This is a genomic window from Pseudomonas sp. BF-R-19 (genome assembly GCF_019956445.1).
Classification (GTDB): domain Bacteria; phylum Pseudomonadota; class Gammaproteobacteria; order Pseudomonadales; family Pseudomonadaceae; genus Aquipseudomonas; species Aquipseudomonas fluorescens_BH.
This window is the reverse complement of the sequence record NZ_JAHBDN010000048.1, coordinates 204,289-231,124: the sequence shown is the minus strand read 5'-3', so window position 1 is coordinate 231,124 and position 26,836 is coordinate 204,289. Positions and strand designations below refer to the sequence as shown.

23 protein-coding genes are annotated in these 26,836 nt (G+C 61.0%); 6 read left to right on the top strand and 17 right to left on the bottom strand.

Features of this window, described 5'->3' with window-relative positions; genetic code table 11:
• The first annotated feature begins 165 nt into the window (after window positions 1-165).
• Window positions 166-795, top strand: coding sequence for a glutathione S-transferase family protein (locus tag KGB28_RS12775; protein ID WP_223445541.1), 630 nt, complete (start codon window positions 166-168; stop codon window positions 793-795).
• 12 nt (window positions 796-807) lie between these two features.
• Here KGB28_RS12775 and KGB28_RS12770 read toward each other — a convergent pair whose 3' ends face one another.
• On the bottom strand, window positions 808-1,314 hold the full coding sequence (locus KGB28_RS12770) for an ATP-dependent zinc protease (protein WP_223445539.1): 507 nt from the start codon (window positions 1,312-1,314) through the stop codon (window positions 808-810).
• Window positions 1,315-1,478: 164 nt separating this feature from the next.
• Between KGB28_RS12770 and KGB28_RS12765 the strand changes: the two genes are divergently transcribed.
• Window positions 1,479-1,892, top strand: a complete 414-nt coding sequence (locus KGB28_RS12765; RefSeq protein WP_223445537.1) for a 1-acyl-sn-glycerol-3-phosphate acyltransferase — start codon at window positions 1,479-1,481, stop codon at window positions 1,890-1,892.
• A 1-nt stretch (window position 1,893) separates the two neighbouring features.
• On the opposite strand, the gene KGB28_RS12760 is transcribed toward KGB28_RS12765, so the two are convergent.
• The 9 genes from KGB28_RS12760 to KGB28_RS12720 form a co-directional block, all read right to left on the bottom strand.
• On the bottom strand, window positions 1,894-2,448 hold the full coding sequence (locus tag KGB28_RS12760) for a DUF2780 domain-containing protein (RefSeq protein ID WP_223445535.1): 555 nt from the start codon (window positions 2,446-2,448) through the stop codon (window positions 1,894-1,896).
• Window positions 2,449-2,718: 270 nt separating this feature from the next.
• Window positions 2,719-3,918 (bottom strand): formaldehyde dehydrogenase, glutathione-independent, encoded by a 1,200-nt coding sequence (fdhA, locus tag KGB28_RS12755; protein WP_090451825.1) that lies wholly within the window; start codon window positions 3,916-3,918, stop codon window positions 2,719-2,721.
• A gap of 202 nt (window positions 3,919-4,120) precedes the next feature.
• Window positions 4,121-4,978: a formyltetrahydrofolate deformylase gene (purU, locus tag KGB28_RS12750; protein ID WP_223445533.1), complete on the bottom strand. Its 858-nt coding sequence runs from the start codon at window positions 4,976-4,978 to the stop codon at window positions 4,121-4,123.
• 150 nt (window positions 4,979-5,128) lie between these two features.
• Window positions 5,129-5,761 (bottom strand): sarcosine oxidase subunit gamma, encoded by a 633-nt coding sequence (locus KGB28_RS12745; RefSeq protein WP_223445531.1) that lies wholly within the window; start codon window positions 5,759-5,761, stop codon window positions 5,129-5,131.
• A 154-nt stretch (window positions 5,762-5,915) separates the two neighbouring features.
• On the bottom strand, window positions 5,916-8,933 hold the full coding sequence (locus KGB28_RS12740; protein WP_223445529.1) for a sarcosine oxidase subunit alpha: 3,018 nt from the start codon (window positions 8,931-8,933) through the stop codon (window positions 5,916-5,918).
• Entirely contained in the window at window positions 8,930-9,259 is a 330-nt protein-coding gene (locus KGB28_RS12735; RefSeq protein ID WP_046039383.1) for a sarcosine oxidase subunit delta, read from the bottom strand. The genes KGB28_RS12740 and KGB28_RS12735 overlap by 4 nt, the downstream gene beginning before the upstream one ends.
• Window positions 9,260-9,273: 14 nt before the next feature.
• Window positions 9,274-10,524 (bottom strand): sarcosine oxidase subunit beta, encoded by a 1,251-nt coding sequence (locus KGB28_RS12730; RefSeq protein WP_223445527.1) that lies wholly within the window; start codon window positions 10,522-10,524, stop codon window positions 9,274-9,276.
• A 23-nt stretch (window positions 10,525-10,547) separates the two neighbouring features.
• The gene (gene glyA, locus KGB28_RS12725) at window positions 10,548-11,801 is read right to left on the bottom strand and encodes a serine hydroxymethyltransferase (protein ID WP_223445525.1); all 1,254 of its coding nucleotides are present in this window, start codon (window positions 11,799-11,801) and stop codon (window positions 10,548-10,550) included.
• 282 nt (window positions 11,802-12,083) lie between these two features.
• Window positions 12,084-12,836 carry a TraX family protein gene (locus tag KGB28_RS12720; protein WP_223445523.1) on the bottom strand — a complete coding sequence of 251 codons (753 nt, stop codon included), beginning with the start codon at window positions 12,834-12,836 and terminating at the stop codon, window positions 12,084-12,086.
• 132 nt (window positions 12,837-12,968) lie between these two features.
• Here KGB28_RS12720 and KGB28_RS12715 point away from each other — a divergent pair, with 132 nt between their 5' ends.
• Window positions 12,969-14,009, top strand: coding sequence for a low specificity L-threonine aldolase (locus tag KGB28_RS12715; RefSeq protein WP_056726578.1), 1,041 nt, complete (start codon window positions 12,969-12,971; stop codon window positions 14,007-14,009).
• Window positions 14,010-14,209: 200 nt separating this feature from the next.
• Window positions 14,210-15,034, top strand: coding sequence for an SDR family oxidoreductase (locus tag KGB28_RS12710; protein WP_223445521.1), 825 nt, complete (start codon window positions 14,210-14,212; stop codon window positions 15,032-15,034).
• A 143-nt stretch (window positions 15,035-15,177) separates the two neighbouring features.
• Here the strand turns inward: KGB28_RS12710 and gbcB are convergent, their stop codons facing one another.
• The gene (gene gbcB / locus KGB28_RS12705; RefSeq protein ID WP_223445519.1) at window positions 15,178-16,278 is read right to left on the bottom strand and encodes a glycine-betaine demethylase subunit GbcB; all 1,101 of its coding nucleotides are present in this window, start codon (window positions 16,276-16,278) and stop codon (window positions 15,178-15,180) included.
• Window positions 16,279-16,561: 283 nt separating this feature from the next.
• On the opposite strand from gbcB, the gene gbcA reads away from it, so the two are divergent.
• Together gbcA and KGB28_RS12695 are read left to right on the top strand one after the other, a co-directional pair.
• Window positions 16,562-17,857, top strand: coding sequence for a glycine-betaine demethylase subunit GbcA (gbcA, locus tag KGB28_RS12700; protein WP_223445517.1), 1,296 nt, complete (start codon window positions 16,562-16,564; stop codon window positions 17,855-17,857).
• 147 nt (window positions 17,858-18,004) lie between these two features.
• The gene (locus tag KGB28_RS12695) at window positions 18,005-18,373 is read left to right on the top strand and encodes a hypothetical protein (protein WP_223445508.1); all 369 of its coding nucleotides are present in this window, start codon (window positions 18,005-18,007) and stop codon (window positions 18,371-18,373) included.
• Window positions 18,374-18,634: 261 nt separating this feature from the next.
• Here KGB28_RS12695 and KGB28_RS12690 read toward each other — a convergent pair whose 3' ends face one another.
• The 6 genes from KGB28_RS12690 to KGB28_RS12665 form a co-directional block, all read right to left on the bottom strand.
• A complete protein-coding gene (locus KGB28_RS12690) occupies window positions 18,635-19,780 on the bottom strand; it encodes a retropepsin-like aspartic protease (protein WP_223445506.1) in 1,146 nt (381 codons plus the stop codon).
• Between the two features lie 299 nt (window positions 19,781-20,079).
• The gene (locus KGB28_RS12685; RefSeq protein WP_223445504.1) at window positions 20,080-20,850 is read right to left on the bottom strand and encodes an electron transfer flavoprotein subunit beta; all 771 of its coding nucleotides are present in this window, start codon (window positions 20,848-20,850) and stop codon (window positions 20,080-20,082) included.
• Between the two features lie 15 nt (window positions 20,851-20,865).
• Window positions 20,866-22,086 carry an electron transfer flavoprotein subunit alpha/FixB family protein gene (locus tag KGB28_RS12680; protein ID WP_223445502.1) on the bottom strand — a complete coding sequence of 407 codons (1,221 nt, stop codon included), beginning with the start codon at window positions 22,084-22,086 and terminating at the stop codon, window positions 20,866-20,868.
• A complete protein-coding gene (gene dgcB / locus KGB28_RS12675; RefSeq protein ID WP_223445500.1) occupies window positions 22,086-24,032 on the bottom strand; it encodes a dimethylglycine demethylation protein DgcB in 1,947 nt (648 codons plus the stop codon). The genes KGB28_RS12680 and dgcB overlap by 1 nt, the downstream gene beginning before the upstream one ends.
• A gap of 161 nt (window positions 24,033-24,193) precedes the next feature.
• Entirely contained in the window at window positions 24,194-26,254 is a 2,061-nt protein-coding gene (gene dgcA, locus KGB28_RS12670) for a dimethylglycine demethylation protein DgcA (RefSeq protein WP_223445499.1), read from the bottom strand.
• Window positions 26,255-26,269: 15 nt separating this feature from the next.
• On the bottom strand, window positions 26,270-26,800 hold the full coding sequence (locus KGB28_RS12665) for a DUF5943 domain-containing protein (RefSeq protein WP_008048169.1): 531 nt from the start codon (window positions 26,798-26,800) through the stop codon (window positions 26,270-26,272).
• Window positions 26,801-26,836 lie beyond the last annotated feature (36 nt).

The window sequence follows — 26,836 nt, the reverse complement described above, 5'->3', positions numbered from 1 at the left end:
CGGGCTTGCTCGCGAAGAGGCCGTCAGCCTCAGCATCAATGTTGGCTGACACACCGCTTTCGCGAGCAAGTCGAATCGTCGCACCGCCGCTCCCACAGGGTTCGGTTTGAGGTAATGCCCCAACACGCTATGCTGCCCGACACTGCCACCGACCGAGACACTGCCATGTCCGCCCCGAGCATGACCCTGTACCACAACCCGCTCTCTCCCTTCGTTCGCAAAGTCATGGTGCTGCTGCACGAAACCGGCCAGCAGAACCGCGTGGCGTTGCAGACCAGCGTGCTCACCCCGGTCAATCCGGACTTGACCCTGATCGAAGATAACCCGCTGAGCAAAATCCCGGCACTGCGCCTGGCCGACGGCAACATCATCCACGACAGCCGGGTCATCCTCGACTACCTCGACCACCAGCACGTCGGCAACCCGCTGATCCCCCGCGAAGGTTCGGCCCGCTGGCGGCGCCTGACCCTCGCGTCGCTGGCCGACGGGATCATGGACGCGGCCGTACTGGTGCGCTACGAAGTCGCCCTGCGCGCCCCGGAGAAACACTGGGACGAATGGCTCGACGGCCAGCGCGACAAGATCCGTCGCGCCCTGGCATTACTGGAAAAGGACGCGATTGCCGAGCTGACCTGCCACTTCGACGTAGCCGCGATCAGCGTGGCCTGTGCACTGGGTTACCTGGACCTGCGCCATCCGGACCTGGACTGGCGCACAGCGAATCCGCAACTTGCGGCGTGGTATTTCGAGGTGAGTCAGCGGCCTTCGATGATTGTGACGATGCCGAAGGTTTAAGCCTTCAAAAGATCAGCAATCCGGCTTGTCGGCCGTAAACCGCCGAGCCGGATTCACCGCCGCCCCAAACTCACGCAACGCCTTCGCGCCGATCAGCAACGGGTAGTTGAAGCTGCTGCGGTCAGTCAGGTTGACCTCGACCGTGCGCTTGACGTTACCCAGGCACAGCTCCAGATCGACCACCGGACGCTTGGTGGGCGCGACCACTTCGCTCTCGTCTTCGTCCTCTTCGGTGCGGGTCTTGATCTTGCTGATGCGCGCGATCTTGTGTTCGTAGACCTTGTTGCTGGCATCTTTGGTGGCGAGGCGGAAGCGCACCCATTCTTCGCCATCGCGGGTAAAGGTTTCGATATCCTTGGCCGACAGCGACGCGGTCAGGGCGCCGGTGTCCATCTTCGCCTTGAGGACCTTCCCGCCGATTTCCGGCAGGGCGATATATTCGTAACGCCCATAGAGGGTCGGCTCGGCGGCCATGACCGGCAGGGCGATGAGGGAGAGCACTGCAAGGAGGGATTTCACGTAATGGGTTTCCATGAGAGTGAGCAGTCGGATTTTAGACCGTCGTTCGCTTGATCGTTCCCACAAGGTTACCGACCCAAAAGTGAAACATTCGTCAGCACCGATTTGGCCTGCCACCCGAAGCTGCTTATCATGGCGCGCCCAACCGTTTCCACGAGTGACTTATGCGCCGCCTGCTCACCGGCTGTTTCGTGACCCTGCTGCTTGTGCTCAATACCCTGGTCCTGATCGGGCCGTTGATGGTGTTTGCCCTGCTCAAACTGGTTCTGCCCGGCCGCTTTCGCGATTACGCCTCTTGGTCGGTGATGTGGATCGCTGAGACCTGGTCGGAAATCGACAAGCTGATTTTCCGCTGGTGTATCCCCACCCAATGGGATATCCGCGGCGGTGACGATCTGCGCCGTGATACCTCGTATCTGGTGATCAGCAATCATCAATCCTGGGTCGACATCCCGGCGCTGTGGCAGGGCGATTACGAAAACGATCCGCTATTTCGCGAGAAGGTCCAGAACTGGGTCAACCAGCTCTGGATCGAAAAGGATCAGCGCATCGACGCCTTGCGCGCCGGGCGCCGCTGAATCAACTGCCGGTGCCGGCACCCCAGATCCCGCCCAGGCTGCTCAGCAGCGAACCGCCAACGCCCTGCTGGCCGAGGTATTGCAGGAGCACCGGGGTAAACAGGCCGATCATGCCGCTGTCCATGCCCAGGGCGCTGAAGGCGTTGTTCAGGTCGGTGGTGTTCTTGACGTTACCCAGGGCATTGTCCAGTCCTGCAGCTTTGCCGCTGGAGCCGAGCAGACCGGCCAGTGCACCCAACTCACCGCCGCCCGAGAGCATGTCGATGCCCGGTACGCTTTTGGCCAGTTCCGAGTAGTCGTTCGAACTCAACTGGTTCTTCGCCAGCCCCAGCATCGCCCCGGCGCCGCCGATGGCTTGTTGTGGCGTGATGTTCAATTCACTGAGGGTGCTTAGCAGGTCGGCTGTCTGCGGCGTCGGTTCGGCAGTCGCGGCCGCGTCACCGCCCTTCATGCCCGAAATCGCATTGGCCGCGTCGTTCAGGCTGAACTGTGCAAAAGCCGGGCTGGCGGACAGTGCCAACAGCGAAGCCAGTGCAATACCGCGTGAAATCTTCATCCAGACATCCTCTTGTGCCATGAAACCATCCGAAAACCGGCGGTAAAACTCCCGGTTTGACCGGGCATCCTCAATCATGTTCCTTGCCGCGCATCCGTTTTTACACAGGTCAGGTAGATGAAACGTGAAACACCGGATGCCACGCGATGAATGGCACGACTGAGCGCCCGGCGGGGCCGGTATTGAATCAGGAACCCTGGCAGCCGTTTGAAAAAGATATCCAAACAAAAACGGCGACTCGAAGGTCGCCGTTTTGTATTACGCAAAGACTTACGCCGCGCTGAACATCTTGTGCGGATCGATCACAAACTTCTTCGGCACGCCCGCGTCAAACTCGCCATACCCCTGCGGAGCCTGATCCAGGCTGATCACCTGAACGCCCACCACTTCGGCGATGTTGATGCGGTCCCACATGATCGCTTGCATGAGCGCGCGGTTGTACTTCATCACCGGGGTCTGGCCGGTGTGGAAGCTGTGGGATTTAGCCCAGCCCAGACCGAAGCGGATGCTCAGGCTGCCCATTTTCGCGGCAGCGTCGACGGCGCCCGGGTCTTCGGTCACGTAGAGGCCGGGGATGCCGATCTTGCCTGCCACACGCACCACGCCCATCAGCGAGTTGAGCACGGTGGCCGGGGCTTCGTGCTTCACACCGTCATGGCCATGGCCACGGGCTTCGAAGCCGACGGCGTCGATGGCGCAATCCACTTCCGGTTCGCCCAGCAGTGCGGCGATCTGTTCGTGCAGCGGGGTATCGAGTGACAGGTCGGCGATTTCGAAACCCTGCGCCTTGGCGTGGGCCAGGCGAACGGTGTTGACGTCACCGATGATCACCACCGCCGCACCCAGCAGGCGAGCGGATGCGGCCGCCGCCAGACCGACCGGACCGGCACCAGCGATGTATACGGTGCTACCCGGGCCGACACCAGCGGTCACTGCGCCGTGATAGCCGGTCGGCAGGATGTCGGAGAGGCAGGTCAGGTCGCGGATTTTCTCCATGGCCCGGTCGCGATCCGGGAGTTTCAGCAGGTTGAAGTCGGCGTACGGCACCATGGCGTATTCAGCCTGGCCACCGGTCCAGTCGCCCATGTCGACGTAACCATAAGCACCACCCGGACGCGCCGGGTTGACGCTCAGGCACACGCCGGTGTGCATCTCTTTGCAGGAACGGCAGCGCCCGCAAGCGACGTTGAACGGTACGGATACCAGGTCGCCGATTTGCAGGTTCTCGACGTCGCTGCCCTTCTCAATCACTTCGCCGGTGATTTCGTGGCCCAGCACCAGGCCGGTTTGAGCGGTGGTACGACCGCGCACCATGTGCTGGTCGGAACCACAGATGTTGGTGGAAACCACACGCAGGATGACGGCGTGGTTAATCTTCCTGCCACGCGGGTCCTGCATTTTCGGATAATCAATACTCTGCACTTCGACCTTGCCAGCGCCGAGATACACCACACCACGATTGCCAGACATGCTTTCACCTCGCTGTTGTTTTTATGGAACCGCGTTGCCCAGGCAGGCAGCGCGTTAAGTGCTCGGGTTATTGCCTGTGTCTTTTGTGTTGCTTGTAAGGGCCTCATCGCGAGCAAGCTCGCTCCCACAGTTGATCGGGGTGATCGCGGTTTTTGCAGACAACTCAAAACCCTGTGGGAGCGAGCTTGCTCGCGATAGCAATCTAGAGAACGACCGTACGATTGGCGTTCAAAAACACTCTTCTCTCAATGTGATACCCAACGGCCCGGGCCAGTGTCAGCCCTTCGATATCCCGCCCCTTGGCGATCAAATCTTCCGGGTAATGGCTGTGGTCCACTGCCTCGACACCCTGGGCAATGATCGGACCTTCATCCAGGTCGTTGTTGATGTAATGCGCGGTGGCGCCCACCAGTTTCACGCCCTTGTTGTAGGCCTGGTGATAGGGCTTGGCGCCCTTGAACCCGGGCAGCAGGGAGTGGTGAATGTTGATCGCCTTGCCATCGAGCTTGCGGCACAGCTCCGGCGACAGCACCTGCATGTAGCGCGCAAGAATCACCAGTTCAGCGCCGGACTCTTCGATGACCTGCCATACCTGACGTTCCTGGGACGGCTTGTCGTTCGGGTCCAGCGGGAAGTGGTAGTACGGAATCTGGTGCCAGTCAGCCAGTGGTTTGAGGTCCGGGTGGTTGGAGACCACGGCGGCCACGTCCATCGACAACTGGCCGATACGCTGGCGATAGAGCAAATCGTTGAGGCAGTGATCGGCCTTGGAGACCATGATCACCACTTTCGGCCGATAGTTCGGCGCGGTCAGTTCGAAGATCATGCCAAAGTCATCGCCGCGCTCGGCCAGGCCCGCGCGGAACGACTGCTCGTCGAAGCCGTCAGGCTGGCGGAATTCCACACGAATGAAGAAACGGCCCGAGAGCCGGTCATCGAAGGAGTGATGCTCGGTGACGTAGCAGCCCTGCTCGAACAGAAAGCGGGTCACCGCGTCCACGGTGCCGAGCACGCTGGGGCAGTCGGCGGTCAGAATCCATGTGTCTGGGGCGCGGCTCATAGTGCGGTGACTCCTGAGAAATCGGTGGATGCCTACTGTAGGAGCGAGCCCTGCTCGCGATGGAGGCCAACGATGACGCGTACTTTCTGATTCAACGCGTTGCCTTGAAGTCCATCGCGAGCAGGCTCGCTCCTACAGTGACGGTGGTGATCAGGCCTGCACGCTCAGGCCGTACTCGGCAGAAGCATCCTGCAACCACAGCCACCAGTAATCCGAGAAGCTGCGACGAATCAGCAGTTCCCAGGTGTCTTCGGCGGTGTGACGGATCATCAGTTGCGACTTGGCGAACACCGTGCCGACGGCTTTGCCCACCGGGAAGTTGTTCGGGTGCACGTCGTAGCTGGTGGACTTCATCAGCACCTGGCGCACGTTCGGGCCGCTCAGTTCGAGGACCTGCTGGCCGCCGCTGACGTTGACGATTGCAATGTGCAAATCGCCCAGTGCCTTGCGCAGTTTTTGCTCGGCGGCCAATTCTTCACCGGTCGGCACGATCAGCAGCCACTCATCCGGCCCCATCCATTGCAAACTGGTTTCGCCTTTGACGATGACAGTCAGCGCACCCGGCAACTCGATGCCCAGGGCCTTGTGCACGCCCGCGGCAAACGCGGCATCGTGGCCATCGCCACGAATGGTCAGGTGGCCGAGGAGTTTTTTCTCACGCACGGTCACGCCGGCGTTCTTGCGACCCTTGCCCACCAGGCTGGCGAGGTCGGCGTGATGCAGCGACGACTCGGCCTTGGCCCCGGAGGTTGGGCGTTGTTGGTAAACATTGGCTGCGGTCATAAAGCACCTTTCCTGAATTCTGTTGGTTCTAGCCTTGTGGTGGCTGAACTACCGCCTTCGCGAGCAAGCCCGCTCCCACATTTGACCGCATTCCCCTGTGGGAGCGGGCTTGCTCGCGAAAGCGGCAGCCAGCACACCACAGGACCCGAGGTCATTAAACGTTCTGGCGTTCGCCCTTCGGATCGAAGAACACCGAAGAAACAATCTCCGCCTCGATCACGCTGCCATCCGCCAGCGGTGCAAACACACGCTCGCCCATGCGGTTCAGGCCGCCCTTGACCACGCCCATGGCAAACGAATAGCCCAGGGAGTTGTGCAGGTAACTGGAAGTTACGTGACCAACCATGGTCATCGGGATCGCCTGCTTGGTGTTGAACACCAGTTGCGCGCCTTCCGGCAGCCATTTGTTCGGATCGATCGGCTTCAGGCCAACCAGTTGCTTGCGCTGATCACGCACGCAGTCTTCACGGTTCATGCCACGCCAGCCGATCCACGAGAACGGTTTGGTGCGACCGACACACCAGCCCATGTTCAGGTCGTCCGGGGTCATCGAGCTGTCAGTGTCCTGACCGACGATGATGAAGCCCTTCTCGGCCCGCAGCACGTGCATGGTTTCAGTGCCGTACGGGGTCAGGTTGTACTTCTTACCGGCGTCGACGATTTTTTCCAGCACGCCCATGGCGTAGTCGGCTTGCACGTTGACTTCGTACGACAGTTCACCGGTAAACGAAATCCGGAATACCCGCGCCGGCACACCACCGACCAGACCTTCTTTCCAGGTCATGAACGGGAAGGCTTCATTGCTCAGGTCGATGTCGGTGACTTCAGCGAGCAACTTGCGGCTGTTCGGCCCGGACAGGGTCATGGTCGCCCAGTGGTCGGTGACGGAGGTGAAGTACACCTTCATGTCCGGCCATTCGGTCTGATGGTAAAGCTCCAGCCACTGAAGTACGCGAGCGGCGCCGCCGGTGGTGGTGGTCATGACGAAATGGTTGTCGGCCAGGCAAGCCGTCACGCCGTCGTCGAAGACCATGCCGTCTTCTTTGCACATCAGGCCGTAACGGGCCTTGCCCACATCGAGCTTGGTCCAGGCGTTGGTGTAGACACGGTTGAGGAACTCGCGCGCATCCGGGCCCTGGATGTCGATCTTGCCCAGGGTCGAAGCATCCAGCAGGCCGACGCTGTCGCGCACGGCTTTGCATTCGCGCTTAACCGCGGCGTGCAGGTCTTCACCGGATTTCGGGAAGTACCACGGACGTTTCCACTGGCCGACGTCTTCGAACTCGGCGCCGTTTTTCAGGTGCCATTGATGCAGTGCGGTGTAGCGCACCGGCTCGAAGATGTGCCCACAGTGACGACCGGCCACGGCGCCGAAAGTCACCGGCGTGTAGTTCGGGCGGAACATGGTGGTGCCCATCTGCGGGATGGTCACGTTCAGCGAGCGGGCAGCGATGGCCAGGCCGTTGACGTTGCCGAGCTTGCCCTGATCGGTACCGAAGCCCAGCGCGGTGTAGCGCTTGACGTGCTCGACCGACTCGAAGCCCTCGCGGGTCGCCAGTTCGATGGCGGCGGCGGTGACGTCGTTTTGCAGGTCGACGAATTGCTTCGGCGCCCGTGCGGTGTTCTTTTCATGGGGCACCTGGAACAGCGCCAGGGTCGGCTCTTCGAGACGGCTCAGGGCTTTTGGCAGCACGCCTTCGACCGACTGGAAGCCGGCTTCGGCAGCAGCGCGAACGCCACCTTCAAAACCGTCGGCCAGGGAATCGCCAAGGCCATAGACGCCGTTGATGCCACCGACGCACACGCGTTTCTGCGGTGCTTCACCCGGTACGAAACCGAGGATGTCTTCGCGCCAGATCGGCTTGCCACCCAGGTGCGAAGCCAGGTGAACCACCGGACTGTAGCCACCGGAACTGGCTACAACGTCGCATTCAAGCCATTCACCAGGACTGGTCACGGTGTGGGCTTTGACATCGATTGCGGCCACACGGGCAGCGGTCACGTGCTTGCTGCCACGGGCCTCGATCACGGCGCTGCCGGTAAGGATGCGGATGCCTTTGGCGCGTGCTTCTTCCACCAGCGCACCACGCGGATTGCTGCGGGCGTCGGCGATGGCCACCACTTGCAGGCTGGCATCGAGCCAATCCAGGGCAACGCGGTAGGCATGGTCGTTGTTGGTCGACAGCACCAGCTTCTTGCCCGGTGCCACGCCGTAGCGGCGAACGTAAGTCGAGATGGCGCCGGCGAGCATGTTGCCCGGCACGTCGTTGTTGCCATAGACCAGTGGACGCTCGTGAGCACCGGTTGCCAGTACCACGCGATTGGCGCGGACCCGGTGGATGCGCTGACGCACCTGGCCAATCGGTGCGCGGTCGCCGAGGTGATCGGTCAGGCGCTCGTGAATGGTCAGGAAGTTATGGTCGTGGTAGCCGTTGACGGTGGCGCGCGGCAACAGCAGCACGTCCGGAGTGTTCTTCAGTTCGTCGATAACGCTGGCCACCCACTCCATCGCAGGCTTGCCGTCGAGGCTTTCGCGGGAGTCGAGCAGGCTGCCGCCGAACTCTTCCTGTTCGTCAGCCAGAATTACACGGGCACCGCTGCGCGCAGCCGCCAGTGCAGCGGCCAGGCCTGCAGGGCCGGCACCGACGATCAGCACGTCGCAGTGCTGGTTCATGTAGTCGTAGGTGTCCGGATCGTTCTCGGTCGGCGAACGGCCCAGGCCGGCAGCCTTGCGGATGTACTTCTCGTAGGTCATCCAGAACGATTGCGGATACATGAAGGTTTTGTAGTAGAAGCCCGGTGGCATCAGCTTGCCGCCGACCTTGCCGAGAATCCCCATCATGTCGTTGTTCACGCTCGGCCAGCCGTTGGTGCTGGTGGCGACCAGGCCTTGATACAGCGCCTGTTGCGTGGCGCGCACGTTCGGGATCTGCGTGGCTTCGGTGGCGCCGATCTGCAGCACCGCGTTCGGCTCTTCGGCACCGGCGGCGAAGATGCCACGCGGACGGGAATACTTGAAGCTGCGACCGATGATGTCGACGCCGTTGGCCAGCAGTGCAGCGGCCAGGGAATCGCCTTCGAAGCCTTTGTAGTTCTGGCCATTGAAGGTGAAGGTCAAGACTTTGTTGCGGTCGATCCGTCCGCCATTGGACAGGCGATTGATCTGGCTCATACCTTCTCTCCCAGAGCCGTGCTGGCCGCTTTCGGGCTATCGGTCTTGTCGGTGAATTGTGGCTTGGTGCCGATCTTGTAGGTTTCGAGAATCTCGTAGGTCACGGTGTCGCGGGTGACGTTGAAGTACTGACGGCAACCGGCGACGTGATCCCACAGTTCGTGGTGCAGACCGCGCGGGTTATCGCGGAAGAACATGTAGTCGCCCCACTCCTCGTCGGTGCAGGTGTTCGGATCCAGTGGACGCGGGATGTGCGCCTGGCCGGATGCATGGAATTCCTCTTCGGAGCGCAGTTCGCCGCAGTGAGGACAGAAGATATGCAACATGGGGATTTCTCCTGTTAGTGGGCAACCGCAGCAGCGCCGTGTTCATCGATCAACGCACCGTTGTGGAAACGGTCGATGGAGAAAGGTGCGGCCAGTGGGTGCATTTCACCCTTGGCCAGGCTCGCGGCAAACACGTTGCCCGAGCCAGGTGTAGCCTTGAAGCCGCCGGTGCCCCAACCGCAGTTGAAGAACATGTTCGGTACCGGGGTTTTCGAAATGATCGGGCAGGCATCCGGCGTGGTGTCGACGATGCCGCCCCACTGACGGTTCATGCGTACCCGCGACAGCACCGGGAACATCTCGACGATGGCCTGGATGGTGTGCTCGATCACCGGGTACGAACCACGCTGGCCGTAGCCGTTGTAGCCGTCGATACCGGCACCGATCACCAGGTCGCCCTTGTCGGACTGGCTGATGTAGCCGTGCACGGCGTTGGACATGATCACGCTGTCGATAATCGGCTTGATCGGCTCGGACACCAGCGCTTGCAGCGGGTGGGACTCGATCGGCAGGCGGAAACCGGCGAGCTTGGCCATGTGCCCGGAGTTACCGGCGGTCACTACACCGACGCGCTTGGCGCCGATGAAGCCCTTGTTGGTTTCAACGCCGATGCACACGCCGTTTTCCTTGCGGAAACCGATCACTTCGGTCTGCTGGATCAGGTCCACGCCGAGGGCGTCAGCGGCACGGGCAAAGCCCCAGGCCACGGCATCGTGACGGGCCACGCCGCCGCGACGCTGGACGGTAGCGCCCATCACCGGGTAGCGAGTGTTCCTGGAGCAGTCGAGGTACGGAATCTCGTCGGCAACCTGTTTGGCATCGAGCAGTTCACCGTCGACGCCGTTGAGGCGGTTGGCACTGACCCGACGCTCGGAATCACGGATGTCCTGCAGGGTGTGGCACAGGTTGTAGACGCCGCGCTGGGAGAACATCACGTTGTAGTTCAGGTCCTGGGACAGGCCTTCCCACAGTTTCATCGCGTGTTCGTACAGGTGCGCCGACTCGTCCCACAGGTAGTTGGAGCGAACGATGGTGGTGTTGCGCGCGGTGTTACCGCCGCCCAGCCAGCCTTTCTCGACCACGGCCACGTTGGTGATGCCGTGTTCCTTGGCCAGATAGTAGGCCGTTGCGAGACCATGCCCGCCACCACCGACGATGACCACGTCGTAGACCTTTTTAGGGGTCGGCGTGCGCCACATTTTCTGCCAGTTTTCATGATGGCTGAGAGAGTGTTTGAAGAGGCCGAAGCCCGAGTAGCGTTGCATAGTCATTTACTCCAAAACCGCACTCAGCGATAAACCGGGAAGTCCGCGCACAGGGCTGCCACTTGCTCGGCGACATTGGCCTCGACATCGGCGTCGCCGAGGTTGTCGAGGATGTCGCAGATCCAGCCGGCCAGCGTGACGCACTGGGTCACCTTGAAGCCGCGAGTGGTGACCGCCGGGGTGCCGAGGCGCAGGCCGGAGGTCACGAACGGCGACTGTGGATCGTTCGGGACAGCGTTCTTGTTCACAGTGATGTGGGCGCGACCGAGTGCTGCATCCGCCTCTTTGCCGGTCAGGCCCTGACGGATCAGGCTGACGAGGAACAGGTGGTTGTCGGTACCGCCGGACACTACATCGTAGCCGCGTTTGATAAACACGCCGGCCATGGCCTGGGCGTTGTCGATCACTTGTTGCTGATAAGCCTTGAAGCCTGGCTCCAGCGCTTCCTTGAAGCACACCGCCTTACCGGCGATCACGTGCATCAGCGGGCCGCCCTGGGCACCCGGGAACACTGCCGCGTTGAGCTTCTTCTCGATTTCTTCGTTGGACTTGGCCAGGATCAGGCCACCACGTGGACCGCGCAGGGTCTTGTGGGTGGTGGTGGTGACCACATCGGCGTAAGGCAGCGGGTTCGGGTACAGGCCGGCAGCGACCAGACCGGCAACGTGGGCCATGTCGACGAACAGCAACGCACCGACCTTGTCGGCAATCTGGCGGAAGCGCGGGAAGTCGAGGGTCTTGGAATAGGCCGAGAAGCCGGCAACGATCATCTTCGGCTTGCACTCAACAGCCAGGCGCTCGACTTCGTCGTAATCGATCAGACCGGTTTTAGTGTCGATACCGTACTGCACGGCGTTGTACAGCTTGCCCGAGGACGACACTTTGGCGCCGTGGGTCAGGTGACCGCCGTGGGCCAGGCTCATGCCGAGAATGGTGTCGCCGGCTTGCAGCAGGGCCAGGTATACGGCGCTGTTGGCCGAGGAGCCAGAGTGGGGCTGGACGTTGGCGTAATCGGCGCCGAACAGTTGCTTGGCGCGCTCGATGGCCAGCGCCTCAACCTTGTCGACGTGCTCGCAGCCACCGTAGTAGCGCTTGCCCGGATAACCTTCGGCGTATTTGTTGGTCAGGCCGCTGCCTTGCGCTTCCATCACGCGCTTGCTGGTGTAGTTCTCCGACGCGATCAGCTCGATGTGATCTTCCTGACGTTGCTCCTCGGCATTCATCGCCGCCAGCAGTGCATCATCGTAACCCTGGATCTGGTCTTGCTTGCTGAACATCGCGTCTCTCCCAGCGGCGGCGGTGCGCCATTCGTCTCGGTGAGGCACTGGCGTTTCGGCAGTGCCCTTTGGTAGCGATGGTATGACTGGCTTGGAGTCGTCAAATGCCTACGGGCGCCACGCAAAGGTGCGTTTACGACATGACGGGAAATGGCATGCCGAACACAAACCTCAAATCAGCATGGATCCCTTGTGGGAGCGGGCTTGCTCGCGAAGAACGATTACGCGGTCTGTCTGAAATACCGCAGTGCCTTTTTCGCGAGCAAGCCCGCTCCCACAGGGTCAGGCGATGACCTGTCGCACTGCGAGCAACACCAGGAAATGCAAGGGATACAGCGCATACGCCCAGCGCCGCATCGGTGGTGGTTTTACGCCCTTTGCATGTCGCAACAAGAACAGCCCGAGCCATGGCGCAATCAGACACATGACGATGGCCGGAATCGCCGCGACATTGCCTAGGCGAGTGGCGTGATACAGCACCTGCCACTGATTGGCCGCCAGGCATACCAACCCCGCCAACAGTGCGAAGTACCAGGGGCGTTGCAGTACCAGCAGCATCGCCAGCGGCAACAGCACGCCAAAGAACCCGAACATCAATCGCTGGGAGAAAAACCCTGCCAGCAACACCGCGCCAACGGCTAGCAGACGCGACGCCAGCACCGGCTGCTGCCAGCCACGAATCACCAGCAAGCCCAGGGCAAGGGTGGGCAGCACGTTCAAGGTGTCGGGATTGGGAATGTACATCCGGTAAGGAATTTCACTCACCGCACTAAACAGCAACAACCAGCCCAGATAGCGCCATTGCCCAGCGCTCACCACAACAGGCTTGCGCGCCAGATTGGCCGCCATCGCCAGGCAGAACCACGGAAACGCCAAACGCCCCGGCACATACAACAGATCGGCGGAATAACCGACATATCGCAGGTGATCGAGCACCATGCTGAGCAGCGCCAGCCACTTGAGCAGATCCAGTGCCCCGTCGCGCGGCTTTAAGTGCATGGCCTTGTGCATGATCTTGTACGTTGTCACGTGCATAATTGCCCTTCGACACTGTATTTTCCCGACAGCGACATCCTGTGCGCTCCACCTGACGATCTTGGGTACAGTGCGCACCCTCATTGACCACGGGACGCTTCACCATAGGCATCTCGACCACGGAAGCAGGCCATGACCGACAAGAGCCAACAATTCGCCAGCGACAACTATTCCGGCATCTGCCCTGAAGCCTGGGCGGCCATGGAACAGGCCAACCACGGCCACCAGCGCGCATACGGCGACGACGAGTGGACCGCACGCGCCTCCGACGGATTCCGCAAGCTGTTCGAAACCGACTGCGAAGTGTTTTTTGCCTTCAACGGCACCGCCGCCAACTCGCTGGCGCTGTCGTCGCTGTGCCAGAGTTACCACAGCGTGATCTGCTCGGAAACCGCCCACGTCGAAACCGACGAATGCGGCGCCCCGGAATTTTTCTCCAACGGCTCCAAACTGCTGATCGCCCGCACTGAAAACGGCAAGCTGACCCCGGAATCGATCCGCGAGGTCGCGCTCAAGCGCCAGGACATCCACTACCCGAAACCTCGTGTCGTGACCCTGACTCAGGCCACCGAAGTCGGCAGCGTCTACACCCCGGACGAAATCCGCGCCATCAGCGCCACCTGCAAAGAGCTGGGCCTGAACCTGCACATGGACGGCGCACGCTTCTCCAACGCCTGCGCCTTCCTCGGCTGCACCCCGGCTGACCTGACCTGGAAGGCAGGCGTCGACGTGTTGTGCTTTGGCGGCACGAAAAACGGCATGGCGGTGGGTGAGGCGATTCTGTTCTTTAACCACAAACTGGCCGAAGACTTCGATTACCGCTGCAAGCAGGCCGGGCAGCTGGCGTCGAAAATGCGCTTCCTGTCAGCTCCGTGGGTCGGGATCCTGGAAAACGACGCCTGGCTCAAATACGCCAACCACGCCAACCACTGCGCGCAATTGCTCGCCGAACTGGTCAGTGACATTCCCGGCGTGGAACTGATGTTCCCGGTACAGGCCAACGGCGTGTTCCTGCAACTGTCGGAACCGGCCATCGCCGCACTGACCGCCAAGGGCTGGCGCTTCTACACCTTCATCGGCAACGGCGGCGCACGCTTCATGTGCTCGTGGGACACCGAGGAAGAGCGGGTGCGGGAATTGGCGCGGGATATCCGTGAAGTGATGTCTCACTAACACCACAATCCCTGTGGGAGCGAGCTTGCTCGCGATGAGGCCAGCACATCCAACATTGATGTCGACTGACAATCAGCTATCGCGAGCAAGCTCGCTCCCACAAAAGCCAACCCAATCTCCTCTCATCGTACGCACCTGAAGACTTCGTCTACATTGTTTGTCGAGCCCGTGCTCACATAAAAACAATCAGGAGCGTCAGCATGTCATTGCAAGGCAAAACCCTGTTCATCACCGGCGCCAGCCGAGGCATCGGCCGCGAGATCGCGCTGCGGGCCGCACGCGATGGGGCCAACATTGTGATCGCCGCCAAAAGCGCCGAACCCCACGCCAAGCTGCCAGGCACGATTTTCAGTGTGGCCCAGGAAGTGGAAGCCGCAGGCGGCAAGGCGCTGGCCTTGCAGGTAGATGTGCGTGAAGAGGATGCCGTACGTGAGGCGCTGGCCCAGGCCAACGAACATTTCGGTGGCATCGATGCACTGATCAACAACGCCGGAGCGATCAAGCTCACCGGGGTCCAGCACCTCGAACTCAAGCGCTTCGACCTGATGCACCAGATCAACACCCGCGCCGTCCTGCTGTGCAGCCAGGCTGCGTTGCCGTACCTGAAGAAGTCCGGCGGCCACATCCTCAACCTGTCCCCGCCGCTGAACCTGGCCACCAAGTGGTTCGCCCAATACAGCCCCTACACCGTGACCAAGTACGGCATGAGCATGCTGACTTTGGGCATGAGTGAGGAATTCAAGAACTACGGGATCAGCGTCAACTCGCTGTGGCCACAGACGATGATCGCCACAGCGGCCATCGAGTTTCAGCTAGGGTCGAGGGAATCGTTCAAGCATGCGCGCCTGCCTTCGATCATGGCCGATGCCGCTCATGTGATTCTGAGCAGCACAAACCGCAGCCTGACCGGGCGCTTGCTGATTGATGAGGAGATTCTGCGGGAAAGCGGTGTAACGGAGTTCGAACACTATCGGTTCGCGCCCGACAGCAGCGACAAGCTAATGACTGACCTATTCGTTGACTGAAAAAACACTCTACCTGTGGGAGCGAGCTTGCTCGCGATTGCGGTCTGACACTCAGAATTGATGTCGACTGACACTCCGCTATCGCGAGCAAGCTCGCTCCCATAGGGGACCTCACTGCTTTCAGAGCTGCATTCCCACCCGGATCAATATTCGATCCGCACATCCCCCTTCGGCACGCTGCAGCACGACAGGATGAACCCTTCCGCTTCGTCCTCCTCGGTGATCCCGCCGTTGTGATCCATCTCCACTTCGCCACCCAGCTTCAGCACCTTGCAGGTGCCGCAAATCCCCATGCCGCAGGCTTTCGGAATCATCAGGCCGACCTTGGCCGCCGCGGCATGCACGGTCTCGCCCGGGGCCACGCGGATGCTCTTGCCGGAGGCGGTGAATTCCACTTGATGCAAGTCCGCGGCGTCGACTTCCGGTGCCTCGGCCGCTTGTTCGGCGTGTTCCACGGCGTCAGCGCGCGCCTCTGGCGGGGTCGCACCGAAGGATTCTTCGTGATAACGCGACATGTCGAAGCCAGCGGCTTCCAGCAAGCGTTTGACCGCATTCATATACGGTGTCGGGCCGCAGCAGAATACTTCGCGCTCAAGGAAGTCCGGCGCCATCAATTCAAGCATTCTGTGGTTCAGGTAACCGCGATAACCGGCCCAGGGCTCACCCATACCGTGCTTCTCGCAGATCAGGTGCAGGCTGAAGTTGTCGATCCGCGACGCCATGTGTTCCAGCTCACGGTGGTAAATGATGTCTTTAGGCGAACGGGCGCTGTGGATAAACACCATGTCGACATTGCCGTTGGTGTCGTAGAACCAGCGCGCCATGGACATGACCGGCGTGATACCAACGCCGCCGCTGAGGTAGAGCACCTTCGGCGCGGTGAAGTCCATGGCATTGAACAGCCCGACCGGCCCGTGCACCGCCAGCTCCTGGCCTTCGTGCAGGGTGTCGTGCAGCCAGTTGGACACCTTGCCGCCCGGCACGCGCTTGATGGTCACCGAAAAGCTGTACGGCACCGATGGCGAGCTGGAAATGGTGTACGAACGCATGATCGGCTGGCCTTCAATCTCCAGCTCCAGGGTGACAAACTGCCCCGGTTTGAAGAAGAACAGGATCGGCTGGTCGGCCATGAAGCAAAAGGTGCGCACATCCCAGGTTTCCTGGATGACTTTGACGCAACGGACGATGTGTCGACCATTGGCCCAGGTCTGGGTGGTTACCGGGTTCAGGAAGCTGTTGGACATGCTGATCTCCACGGCCGACTGCCGGCCTTCATGTTGGCGATTCTGCGTATAGCGCGAACCACCCATTTACCTATCTGCGACATTGACATGCTTATCGCGACCAGCCCCCAGCTACCGGGGCTTGCGCGTCGGGAACAGATTGCACCATGTCGCCCATGGATAAGGTTCCGGCCAGCGCCGGCCCCACACTCGCTTCAACAGATAACTGCTGTTTTTTGTCTTGCGTCGCACAACCGTAGCCACATTTCGCCGGCCACACAGAATGGCCATGAGGACTAAATCGATGGACGTCACTACTACCCTGAGCCTGGGCGATCCGCTGGAATCCGCACGCAAGGCCACCGCACAGATGCTGCAAGAGCGCGAGCGCACGTTCTCGCTGCCGCAGCCGTTTTACTCCGACGACCGCCTGTTTGATATCGACATGCAGGAAATCTTTCAGAAAGAGTGGTTGATCGCCGGCATGACCTGCGAAATCCCTACCAAGGGCAACTACCTGACCCTGCAAATCGGCAAGAACCCGATCATCGTGATCCGCGGCGCCGAAGGCGTGGTGCATGCGTTCCATAACGTCTGCCGTCACCGTGGCTCGCGCCTGTGCACCAGCGACAAGGGCAAGGTCGCCAAGCTGGTCTGCCACTACCACCAGTGGACCTACGAACTCGACGGCCGCCTGCTGTTCGCCGGCACCGAAATGGGCGCCGACTTCGACATGAAAGAGTACGGCCTCAAGCCAGTGAACGTGAAGACCGCCGGCGGCTACATCTTCATCAGCCTGGCGGAGAACCCGCCAGCCATCGATGACTTCCTGTCGACGCTCAACCATTACATGGAACCGTACGACATGGAGAACACCAAGGTGGCGATCACCACCACCTTGATGGAAAAGGCCAACTGGAAACTGGTGCTGGAAAACAACCGCGAGTGCTACCACTGCAACGCGTCGCACCCGGAACTGTTGAAAACCCTGCTGGAATGGGACGACGTTACCGACCCGCGCGCCGACCAGGCCTTCAAGGACCACGTCGCCGCCTCCGCCGCTGCCTGGGAAGCCGAGAAGATCCCTTACGCCCACGCCAGCTTCGGCCTGCGTAACCGCATCGTGCGCATGCCGCTGCTCAAGGGCACCGTGTCGATGACCATGGACGGCAAGCAGGGCTGCGCCAAGCTGATGGGCCGCATCCAGAACCCGGACCTGGGCTCGATGCGCATCCTGCACCTGCCGCACTCGTGGAACCACTGCATGGGCGACCACATCATCGTGTTCACCGTGTGGCCGATCAGCGCCCAGGAAACCATGGTCACCACCAAGTGGATCGTGCACAAGGACGCGGTAGAAGGCGTGGACTACGACGTGGAGCGCATGCGCCAGGTCTGGGACGCCACCAACGATCAGGACCGTCGCCTGGCCGAAGAGAACCAGCGCGGCATCAACTCCACCGCGTACCAGCCTGGTCCGTACTCCAAGACCTATGAGTTCGGCGTGGTGAACTTCGTAGACTGGTACAGCGAGCGTCTGCTGAGCAACCTCGGGGCCGAGCCTGCGCCGTACCTCAAAGGGGTTCCGGTTCAGGGTTAAATCAAAAGCAAAAGCTTCGCGAGCAAGCCCGCTCCCACAATGGATCGGTGGCGCACACAAATTCTGTGAACGCCTCGGTCATTGTGGGAGCGGGCTTGCTCGCGAAAGCGGCCTCACTTTCCCCGATCATTTAGAACTGTACGAAATATGACCTATCTCGTTCAGGCCTATGCCCGCCGCACCTCCCAGCCTTCCGCGAACAAGTTATCCACATCTCCACCCACAGCTATTGGGGACAACTGTGGAAAGGCTGCAAAATTTCTCCACAAAACCCAAAGAAAAACCGTGACTTATCCAGAAGCATACTTCCACGATCGAGCTGGTCATTTTTTGATCAGAAGCCTAGAAGGCACGGAATACAAGGCTTACAGAGGATGGCAAACACCTTATCCACAGAAGCGCCAACAGACTTTGGGGTTAACTTCGAAGGCTCTGTGGAAAACCGCTGCAACCCGTAAGAAACCGGTGTTTGCGTGGAATTCCATGGCTCAAATACACCAATTGATCGCTTTTTGATCGAAGCCATGAAAGCCGCTGTTTATAAGGCCCACAGCCGATAGCAAACATCTTATCCACAGAAGCGCCAACAGAGATTGGGGGCAAGTCTGCATCGACGGCAGCACTTATCCCCTTGAAAAAGCTTGGGAAAACCACGAACCAGACTGGTTGTTTTTTGAACGACGCCTCGCAAGGCTTGATTTGTATGGGGTGTAGCGAGGGGCGAACATGTTATCCACAGAACCACCAACAGGGATTGTGGGTAAACACCGAAGTTGTTCAGATTTTATTGAGGCATGAATGACCTGAATCCAGATCCAGGTTCAATTCAAAGTCTTTGAAAGCGCGCCATCCGAGCAATATCGACGGGACGTATTGCCCGCCGATCAGCGACGGCGGGATGGTAAAGCCCGGGTAGTATTTGTAGGTGACCGCCATGGTATTGCCTTGCAGGGCCAATACGCCGTCGAAGCGTTGGAAACGCTTGCTGTCGTTGGTGGAAACGCTCGAGCTTCCGGGTGTCAGCGCCTGCACAACGCTGAGCTGCCTGCCGGGCGACGAGGCCGTCAGGTAGTCGACATTTCCGGTATCGATGATGGCCTGCGTTGCCCGACGATCCAGTTGTGCGGCCACCACCAGCCGTTGATTGAGATCCAGGCGGCTAATGACAATCGACGCATCACAGCGTGTGGCAGGCGGCGGATTCAGCTCCAGTGTTCTGCTGGTGATCTTCAAGCGCCCCAGCTTGCTGATCAGATCCAGCCCCAACAGATTATCCCGGTCGCTGACAAAGACCAGGACGTTCCTGAACTCGCGGGTGCCGACTTTCAGCGACCGGAGAATTCCCAGCCTCGCGGCCAGGCCCTTTTCGCCATAAAACGTGCTGTAGCGATAAAAAGCATCGGGCAACAACTTGATGCCCATCTGTTTCGCAGTGTCGATGTTGACCCGGGTTTGCGGTGCGCCGGTGTCCAGTACAAAACGCGCCGAGACACCATTGGCCGCGCCGACCTCGATAAATGGCAGCACTTGTTCAGCGATGTAGAAGTCGTCGGCATACGGATGGAGCGGCAGCACCTCATGCCGCACCGAACCGCTGACCGAGAAATCGCCGGTCGCCGCCAGGACAGCCAGCGATTTGCTGCCAAAGGTGGAGAACAGAGGCTTCAGATAGGCGTTGGCCGCAATCGCCTGGGCATGCCTGGCCTTGATCGCCAGATAGTATTCGGGGAGTTGGTTGGCGGCCTTGGCTTCGAGCAATCTGGCGAAGACCGTCACCGAACAGCTGAGGTGTCTATCGGCATCCAGCACCTTGTCGCACTGTTGCCGCAGTTGCTCCAGGGACGCGCTACGGCCCTGTTCGGAGTCTATCCAGCGATAAAAATCCTGGTCAGTCTCAGACGCTTTTGTCTGGACGGCAGACATCAAGCCTGTGGATACCCACAGGCTTGATGTAAAGAGCGCCAGAAGAGCGAAAGTCTTCATATTCAGGCCAGTCATAAAAACAGGGTTTTATGAGTCAGCGCTGAATGTCTGAAAGCTCCCGAAAGCGTGCCGCACCCTTGATCAGCGCATAGAAAACTGTAGCTCACCGGGCTGACGGGTGTGGTGCGGGACGAAGAGATCCTGTGGGAGCGAGCTTGCTCGCGAAAGCGTCTTAATAGGCAACATTGATGTCGACTGACACACCGTCTTCGCGAGCAAGCCCGCTCCCACATTGATTGTTAGCGGACCACACCTTCTTCAATCAGCAATTTGAGGATGGCCTCGGCGCCGGCTTGCGCCGTCACGCCCTTGAGCACCTGCCCGCCTCCACCACTAGCCTTGGCCGTCGCGGCTTTCATGCGGTCGGCGCCGCTCTTGGCCTTGATCACCTTCAGGCGCTTGGGCCGTGGCTTGGCCGGCTGCAGGGTGGCGACCGCGAGCAGTTCATCGTCGATGACCTCGACGTCCTGCGCTTGCAGCACGCCGCGTCGAGCCGGGCCGTAAGCGCTCTGCCGAGGCTTGGGGGCGGCGTTATCCACCGTCGCGAGAAACGGCAGGCGCACCTTCAGCCGACGACGTTGACCGCGGGGCAAGGCTTGCAGCACCAGCGCCGAACTGCCATCGATGGACTCGACCTGCGCCAGCCCCACCACCAGCGGCCAGCCCAGGCTTTCGGCCAGCAGGAAGGGCAACATGCCCGAGCCTTCACCGGTTTCCGCCTGACTGCCGGTCAACACCACCTGCGCCCCGGCATCGCGCAAATAGTCGGTCAGCGCCGGTAGCGCGTCGGCGCCTTGGGGTTGTTCCAGCACATGCAGTTGCTCAAGCCCCATGCCCAGGTAAGCGCGCAAGGCAGGCTCGGCGATGTCGCCGGCATGCAACACCTGCAGGTTATCCCCAGCCAATTGCAGGCCCAGTTCCACCGCCCGCGCATCCTGCTCCGCGCGACGCGGCCGACCGGAGGTCGGGTGGGCGCCAATGGACACCAGGCTGATGATTTTCGTGCTCATAACCCTTTCCTTCCCTTAAGCCGCATCGCGCTTGGCGTCGTTGCGGTAAGCCTCTACCGCCTCGATCAAGGCTTGAAGAATCTCCGCGCTCTCGCCGATCACCGAGAGGTCCGCGCGCTTGATCATGTCGCAGCCGGGGTCAAGGTTGATCGCCACCACCTTGTCGCAGGCACCGATGCCCTGCAGGTGCTGGATCGCCCCGGAAATTCCCACCGCCACATAGACCCGTGCGGTGACCCAGGTGCCGGACGCGCCGACCTGACGATCGCGGGCCATGAAGCCGTCGTCCACCGCCACCCGCGAGGCGCCTTCGGTCGCGCCGAGGGCTTCGGCGGTTCTGTGGAAAAGTCCCCAGTCCTTGACCCCGTTGCCGCCGGAGAAAATGAACTCGGCTTCGGCCATGGGAATTGCCGCCGGATCGACGGCCACCGCGCCCAGATCTTCGATCCGCGACAGGCTGCGCGCCACGGTTGTGGATAACTCCACCGGCAAGGCTTCGTGTCGGGTTTCGCTGACTGGTTCGGCGCACTCGACAGCCGCCAGAATCAAACGCGCCAGCGGCCGGGCAAGGTCTTGCAGACCCGCGCCAGCGCGGCCGATGCACTCCTGATCCTTGACCTGCCAGACCCGCGTGGCCGGGCGCTCGCCCAGTGCCGCGGCAAAACGTCGGCCGAGTTCGCCACCACCACTGCGGCTGTCCGGCAGCAACCAGTGACGCGGGCTGAACTGGTTATCCACAGCCCGCAGGCCCTGGACCCGTTGTTCCGGTGCATAACCGTTGAATTCTTCGCCTTCCAGCAGCAGCAGGCGGTCGACACCCGCTGTGGCGAAAGCGCTTTCCTTGTGTTCGCCGAACACCACGGCCAGCACTGCGCCGTCTGTGCCGGCCAGTTGATGGGCCAGGCCCAGCAGGTCGCGGTCGTGACTGCTCAAGCGACCACCGACCATGTCCGGCACCACGCTGATGTAAAACGCTGGCGCGGCCACCTGATGCAGCGGCAATTGCACTTCGACGGCAGCCGAGCGTTTGGTCGCCCCGCCCTGCTGGGCGCCACTGCGGTCGATGCGCTTGATGCCGTTGGGGCCGATAAAGCCAATGCCATGGGGATTCTTGCGGATGACACCGTTAGGCCCCATCCAGCTGTGTTGCGCCGGCTGCATGGCTGCGTGCAGCGGGTGCAGACGGTTGCGGGCAATCCATTCGGCCCGAGGGTCGCGGCGGATAATGTCGCTCATCAGTGGGCCTCCGCAGGTTCACGTTGGGCCGGTGTAGAGGGCTTGGACGCGGCTTCTTCCAGCAACGCGTCGGCCACCAGTTCGGCAATGTCCTTGATCATCGGCCGGGGCTCGACCACGCCTTCGAGCATCGCGGTGCATTGTGGACAACCCACGGCCACCAGTTCGGCGCCGGTTTCGCGGATGTCTTCCATGCGCATGTCGGGAATGCGTTGTTTGCCGGGAATGTCGGTGATCGGCGCGCCGCCACCACCGCCGCAGCAGCGCGAGCGGAAACCGGAACGTTGCATCTCTTTCACTTCAATCCCGAGCGCGCGCAGGACCTGACGCGGTGCCTCGTATTCGCCGTTGTAGCGGCCGAGGTAGCACGGGTCGTGATAGGTCACGCTGTCGCCTTTGTGCTGACCGAGGTTCAGCGCGCCGGCCTGAATGATTTCCGCCATGTAGGTGCTGTGGTGCTGCACCAGGTAGTTGCCATCGAAGGCGCCGTATTCGTTTTTCAGCACGTGGAAGCTGTGCGGATCGCAGGTGACTATGCGGTTGAAACTGTATTTGGCCAGGGTCTGGATGTTGCGCTTGGCCAACAGCTGGAAGGTCGCTTCGTCGCCCAGGCGCCGGGCCACGTCACCGCTGTCGCGCTCTTCGAGACCGAGCACGGCGAAGTCTATTTTCGCTGCTTTCAGCACTTTGACGAAGGCGCGCAGGGTGCGCTGGTTGCGCATGTCGAAGGCGCCGTCGCCAACCCAGAACAGTACGTCGGTGGATTTCTTTTCGCTGAGCAGGTTGAGGTTCAGGTCAGCCGCCCAGTTCATCCGCCCGCCCGGCGCGAAACCGCCCGGGTTGTCGGTGGCGATCAGGTTTTCCAGGACTTCGGCACCCTTGTTCGGGGTCGCGCCTTTTTCCAGGGTCAGATGGCGACGCATGTCGACGATGGCATCGACGTGCTCGATCATCATCGGGCATTCCTCGACGCAGGCGCGGCAGGTGGTGCACGACCACAGGGTTTCGGCGTCCACCAGACCGTTGACGATCGGTTGATGCGGATTGCCCCCGTGTTCGCCTATCGGCTTGCCCGGATATGGGCTGCCAGCGAATTTTGCATCGGTGCCACCGGCCAGGCCGACGACCATGTCCTGGATCAGTTTTTTCGGGTTCAGCGGCTGGCCGGCGGCGAACGCCGGGCAAGCTGCTTCGCATTTACCGCACTGCACGCAGGCGTCGAAACCGAGCAACTGGTTCCAGGTGAAATCCTTGGGTTTTTCCACGCCCAGTGGCGCGGTCGGGTCGTTCAAGTCCAGAGGCTTGAGGCCCGTGGAACGACCGCCGCCGAAGCGCTCGGCGCGACGGTGCCAGGCCAGGTGCAAGGCACCGGCGAAGGCGTGTTTCATTGGCCCGCCCCATGTCATGCCGAAGAACAGTTCCGACACGCCCCACAACACGCCAACCCCGAGAACCGCCGCCAACAGCCAGCCACCGAAGTTTTCCGGAAGGATCCCGGCCACCGGCAGGGTCAACAGGAAGAACGAGGCCGAGAACGCCAGCAGGCTTTTCGGCAGGCGCATCCACGGGCCTTTCGACAGGCGCGCCGGCGGGTTGCGCCGACGCAGGTAAACAAAGATCGCGCCAACGAACATGATCGCCGTCATCAGCAACAGCGCATAGCCGAGGAAGCGGTTATGCAGGCCGAAACCATGCACCAGAATCGCCAGCACGATGGACGCCACCGCACCGCCAGCCGTGGCGACGTGGGTGTTGGCAATGTATTTGTCCCGCGCGACCACATGGTGCAAGTCGACCATGTAGCGCTTGGGCATGGCGAACAGGCCGCCGATCAGGTCGACTTTCGAAGCCCGGCCCCGGCGCCACATGGCCACCCGCCGCAACGCGCCCAGGACACCAAGGCCCAGGGCTGCGAACAACAGGATTGGAAGAAGGGTGTTCAACATAGGTGTTGCTCCCAAGACCTCGGGTCTTGCAGGTCGAGATGCCTTACTCGGTTCCTGTGGGAGCGGGCTTGCTCGCGAAAGCGGTGGGTCAGTCTATTCATGTGCGACTGACAAAATGCATTCGCGAGCAAGCCCGCTCCCACAGGGTCATGTGCAAGCCTTTAGAAGTCTTTGCACAACCGCAGCGCGTCATAGATCGCAGCGTGTGTATTGCGCTGGGCCACGCAGTCGCCGATACGGAACAGCAAGTAGCCGTCACCCGTGGTGCTCAGCGAAGGTTGCGGCTTGATCGCGAACAAGGCTTCGATGTCCATCTGGCCTTTGTTGCGCGAGCCTTCCTTCAACGAGTAGTAGATTTCTTCGTCCGGACGCACGCCGTTTTCCACCACCACCTGGTCGACCACCCGCTCCTCTTTGGCGCCGGTGTATTCGTTTTCCAGCACCGCCACCAGCTTGTCGCCTTCGCGGTAGACCTTCTCCAGCATCATGTCGCCGGTCATGATCACTTCTTTGGGGTACATGCTGCGGTAGTAAGTCGGGAACGACGTACCGCCGATGGCCACACCCGGCTTGATGTCGTCGGTGACGATCTCGACCTGGCTGCCCTTGTCAGCCAAGTAGTCGGCAACCGACATCCCGGTGAACTCGCAAATGGTGTCGTAGACCAGCACGTTCTTGCCCGGCGCCACCTTGCCGTCGAGCACGTCCCAGCTGCTGACCACCAGGCCTTCAGCCGCGCCCCAGTGTTCGTTCTGCTCCAGGAACGGATGACCGCCCACCGCCAGCACCACCACATCCGGACGCAGGTCCATGATGGTCGCCGCATCCGCCGCGGTACCCAGGCGCAGGTCGACTTTCAGCCGCGCCAGCTCCAGCTGGAACCAGCGGGTGATACCGGCGATCTGGTCCCGTTGCGGGGCTTTCGAGGCGGTGGTGATCTGCCCGCCGATGAATTCTTTCTTCTCGAACAGGGTCACGTCGTGGCCGCGTTCGGCCGACACACGAGCGGCTTCCATCCCGGCCGGGCCGGCACCGACCACCACTACCTTGCGTTTGACGCCGGTGGTTTTCTCGATGATGTGCGGCACGCCCATGTATTCACGGGAGGTCGCGGCGTTCTGGATGCACAGCACGTCCAGGCCCTGGTACTGACGGTCGATGCAGTAGTTGGCGCCAACGCACTGCTTGATCTGGTCGACCTGGCCCATCTTGATCTTGGCAATCAGGTGCGGGTCGGCGATGTGAGCGCGGGTCATGCCGACCATGTCGACGTAGCCGCCCTCCAGGATACGGGTGGCCTGGTTCGGGTCCTTGATGTTCTGCGCGTGCAGCACCGGGGCCTTGACCACTTCCTTGATACCGGCCGCCAGATGCAGGAACGGCTCCGGTGGATAACTCATGTTGGGGATAACGTTGGCCAGGGTGTTGTGGGTGTCGCAACCCGAACCCACGACACCGATGAAGTCGATCATGCCGGTGTCGTCGTAGTACTTGGCGATCTGCTTCATGTCCTCATGGGACAAGCCATCCGGGTGGAATTCATCACCGCACAGACGGATGCCGACACAGAAATCCGGACCAACTTCCTTGCGCACCGCCTTGATCACTTCCAGGCCGAAACGCATGCGGTTCTCGAAGCTGCCGCCCCATTCGTCGGTACGCTTGTTGACCCGCGGGCTCCAGAACTGATCGATCATGTGCTGGTGCACGGCCGACAGTTCGACGCCGTCCAGGCCACCGGCCTTGGCCCGCGCCGCAGCAGTGGCGTAGTTGCCGATCACCCGCCAGATTTCTTCCGGCTCGATGGTCTTGCAGGTCGCACGGTGCACCGGTTCACGGATGCCCGACGGCGACAGCAGGGTTGGCCAGTGCTCGCCGTCCCAACGGGAACGACGTCCCATGTGGGTAATCTGGATCATGATCTTGGCGCCATGCTTGTGCATGGCATCGGCCAGATTCTGGAAGTGCGGAATGATCCGGTCGTCCGCCAGGTTCACCGACTTCCACCAGCCTTGCGGGCTGTCGATGGCCACGCTGGAGGAGCCGCCGCAAATCGCCAGGCCGATCCCGCCCTTGGCTTTCTCTTCGTAATACTTGACGTACCGATCGGTAGTCATGCCGCCGTCGGTGGCATAGACCTCGGCGTGCGCGGTGCTGAGCACGCGGTTGCGGATGGTCAGTTTGCCGATCTGGATCGGCTGGAACATTGCTTCGAAAGCCATGGCGGGTTCCTCGACTTACAACGGCTTGACGGTGAACAAGCCGTCTTCGTGGCCCTCTTCGGAGCCACCGTAGACTTGTTCGGCCACGGTGCGGATCTTGCTGCCGCGAGCGGCGAGGATCTGGTCCATGGCCCCTGCAAACCAGCCAGTGAACATGTAGTCGACCTTGCGCCCGACCTTGCCGTACACATAGACGAATGCCGAGTGTTCGAGCTTGACGCTGGCGGTGCCTTTGTCGAGGTCGATGTCCTGGATCTTGAACAGGCCCCAGCCGCGCTGCGACAGGCGCTTCATGTAGTGTTCGAACACCGCGACGCCTTCCAGGCCGTGGCATTCGGCTTCTTTTTCACACCAGTGCCAGGCGGACTTGTAGCCGGCCTTGTAGAGGATTTCGGCGTAGGCTTCAGCGCCCAGCACTTCCTCGATGCCCATGTGGTTGTTGACGAAGAAATGGCGCGGCACGTAGAGCATCGGCAGGGCGTCGGAGGTCCAGACACCGGTTTCGCTGTCGACTTCGATTGGCAATTGCGGGGCGATCTTGGCCATGGAAACTTAACTCCAGAAAATTCGTTGTGTTGCCCG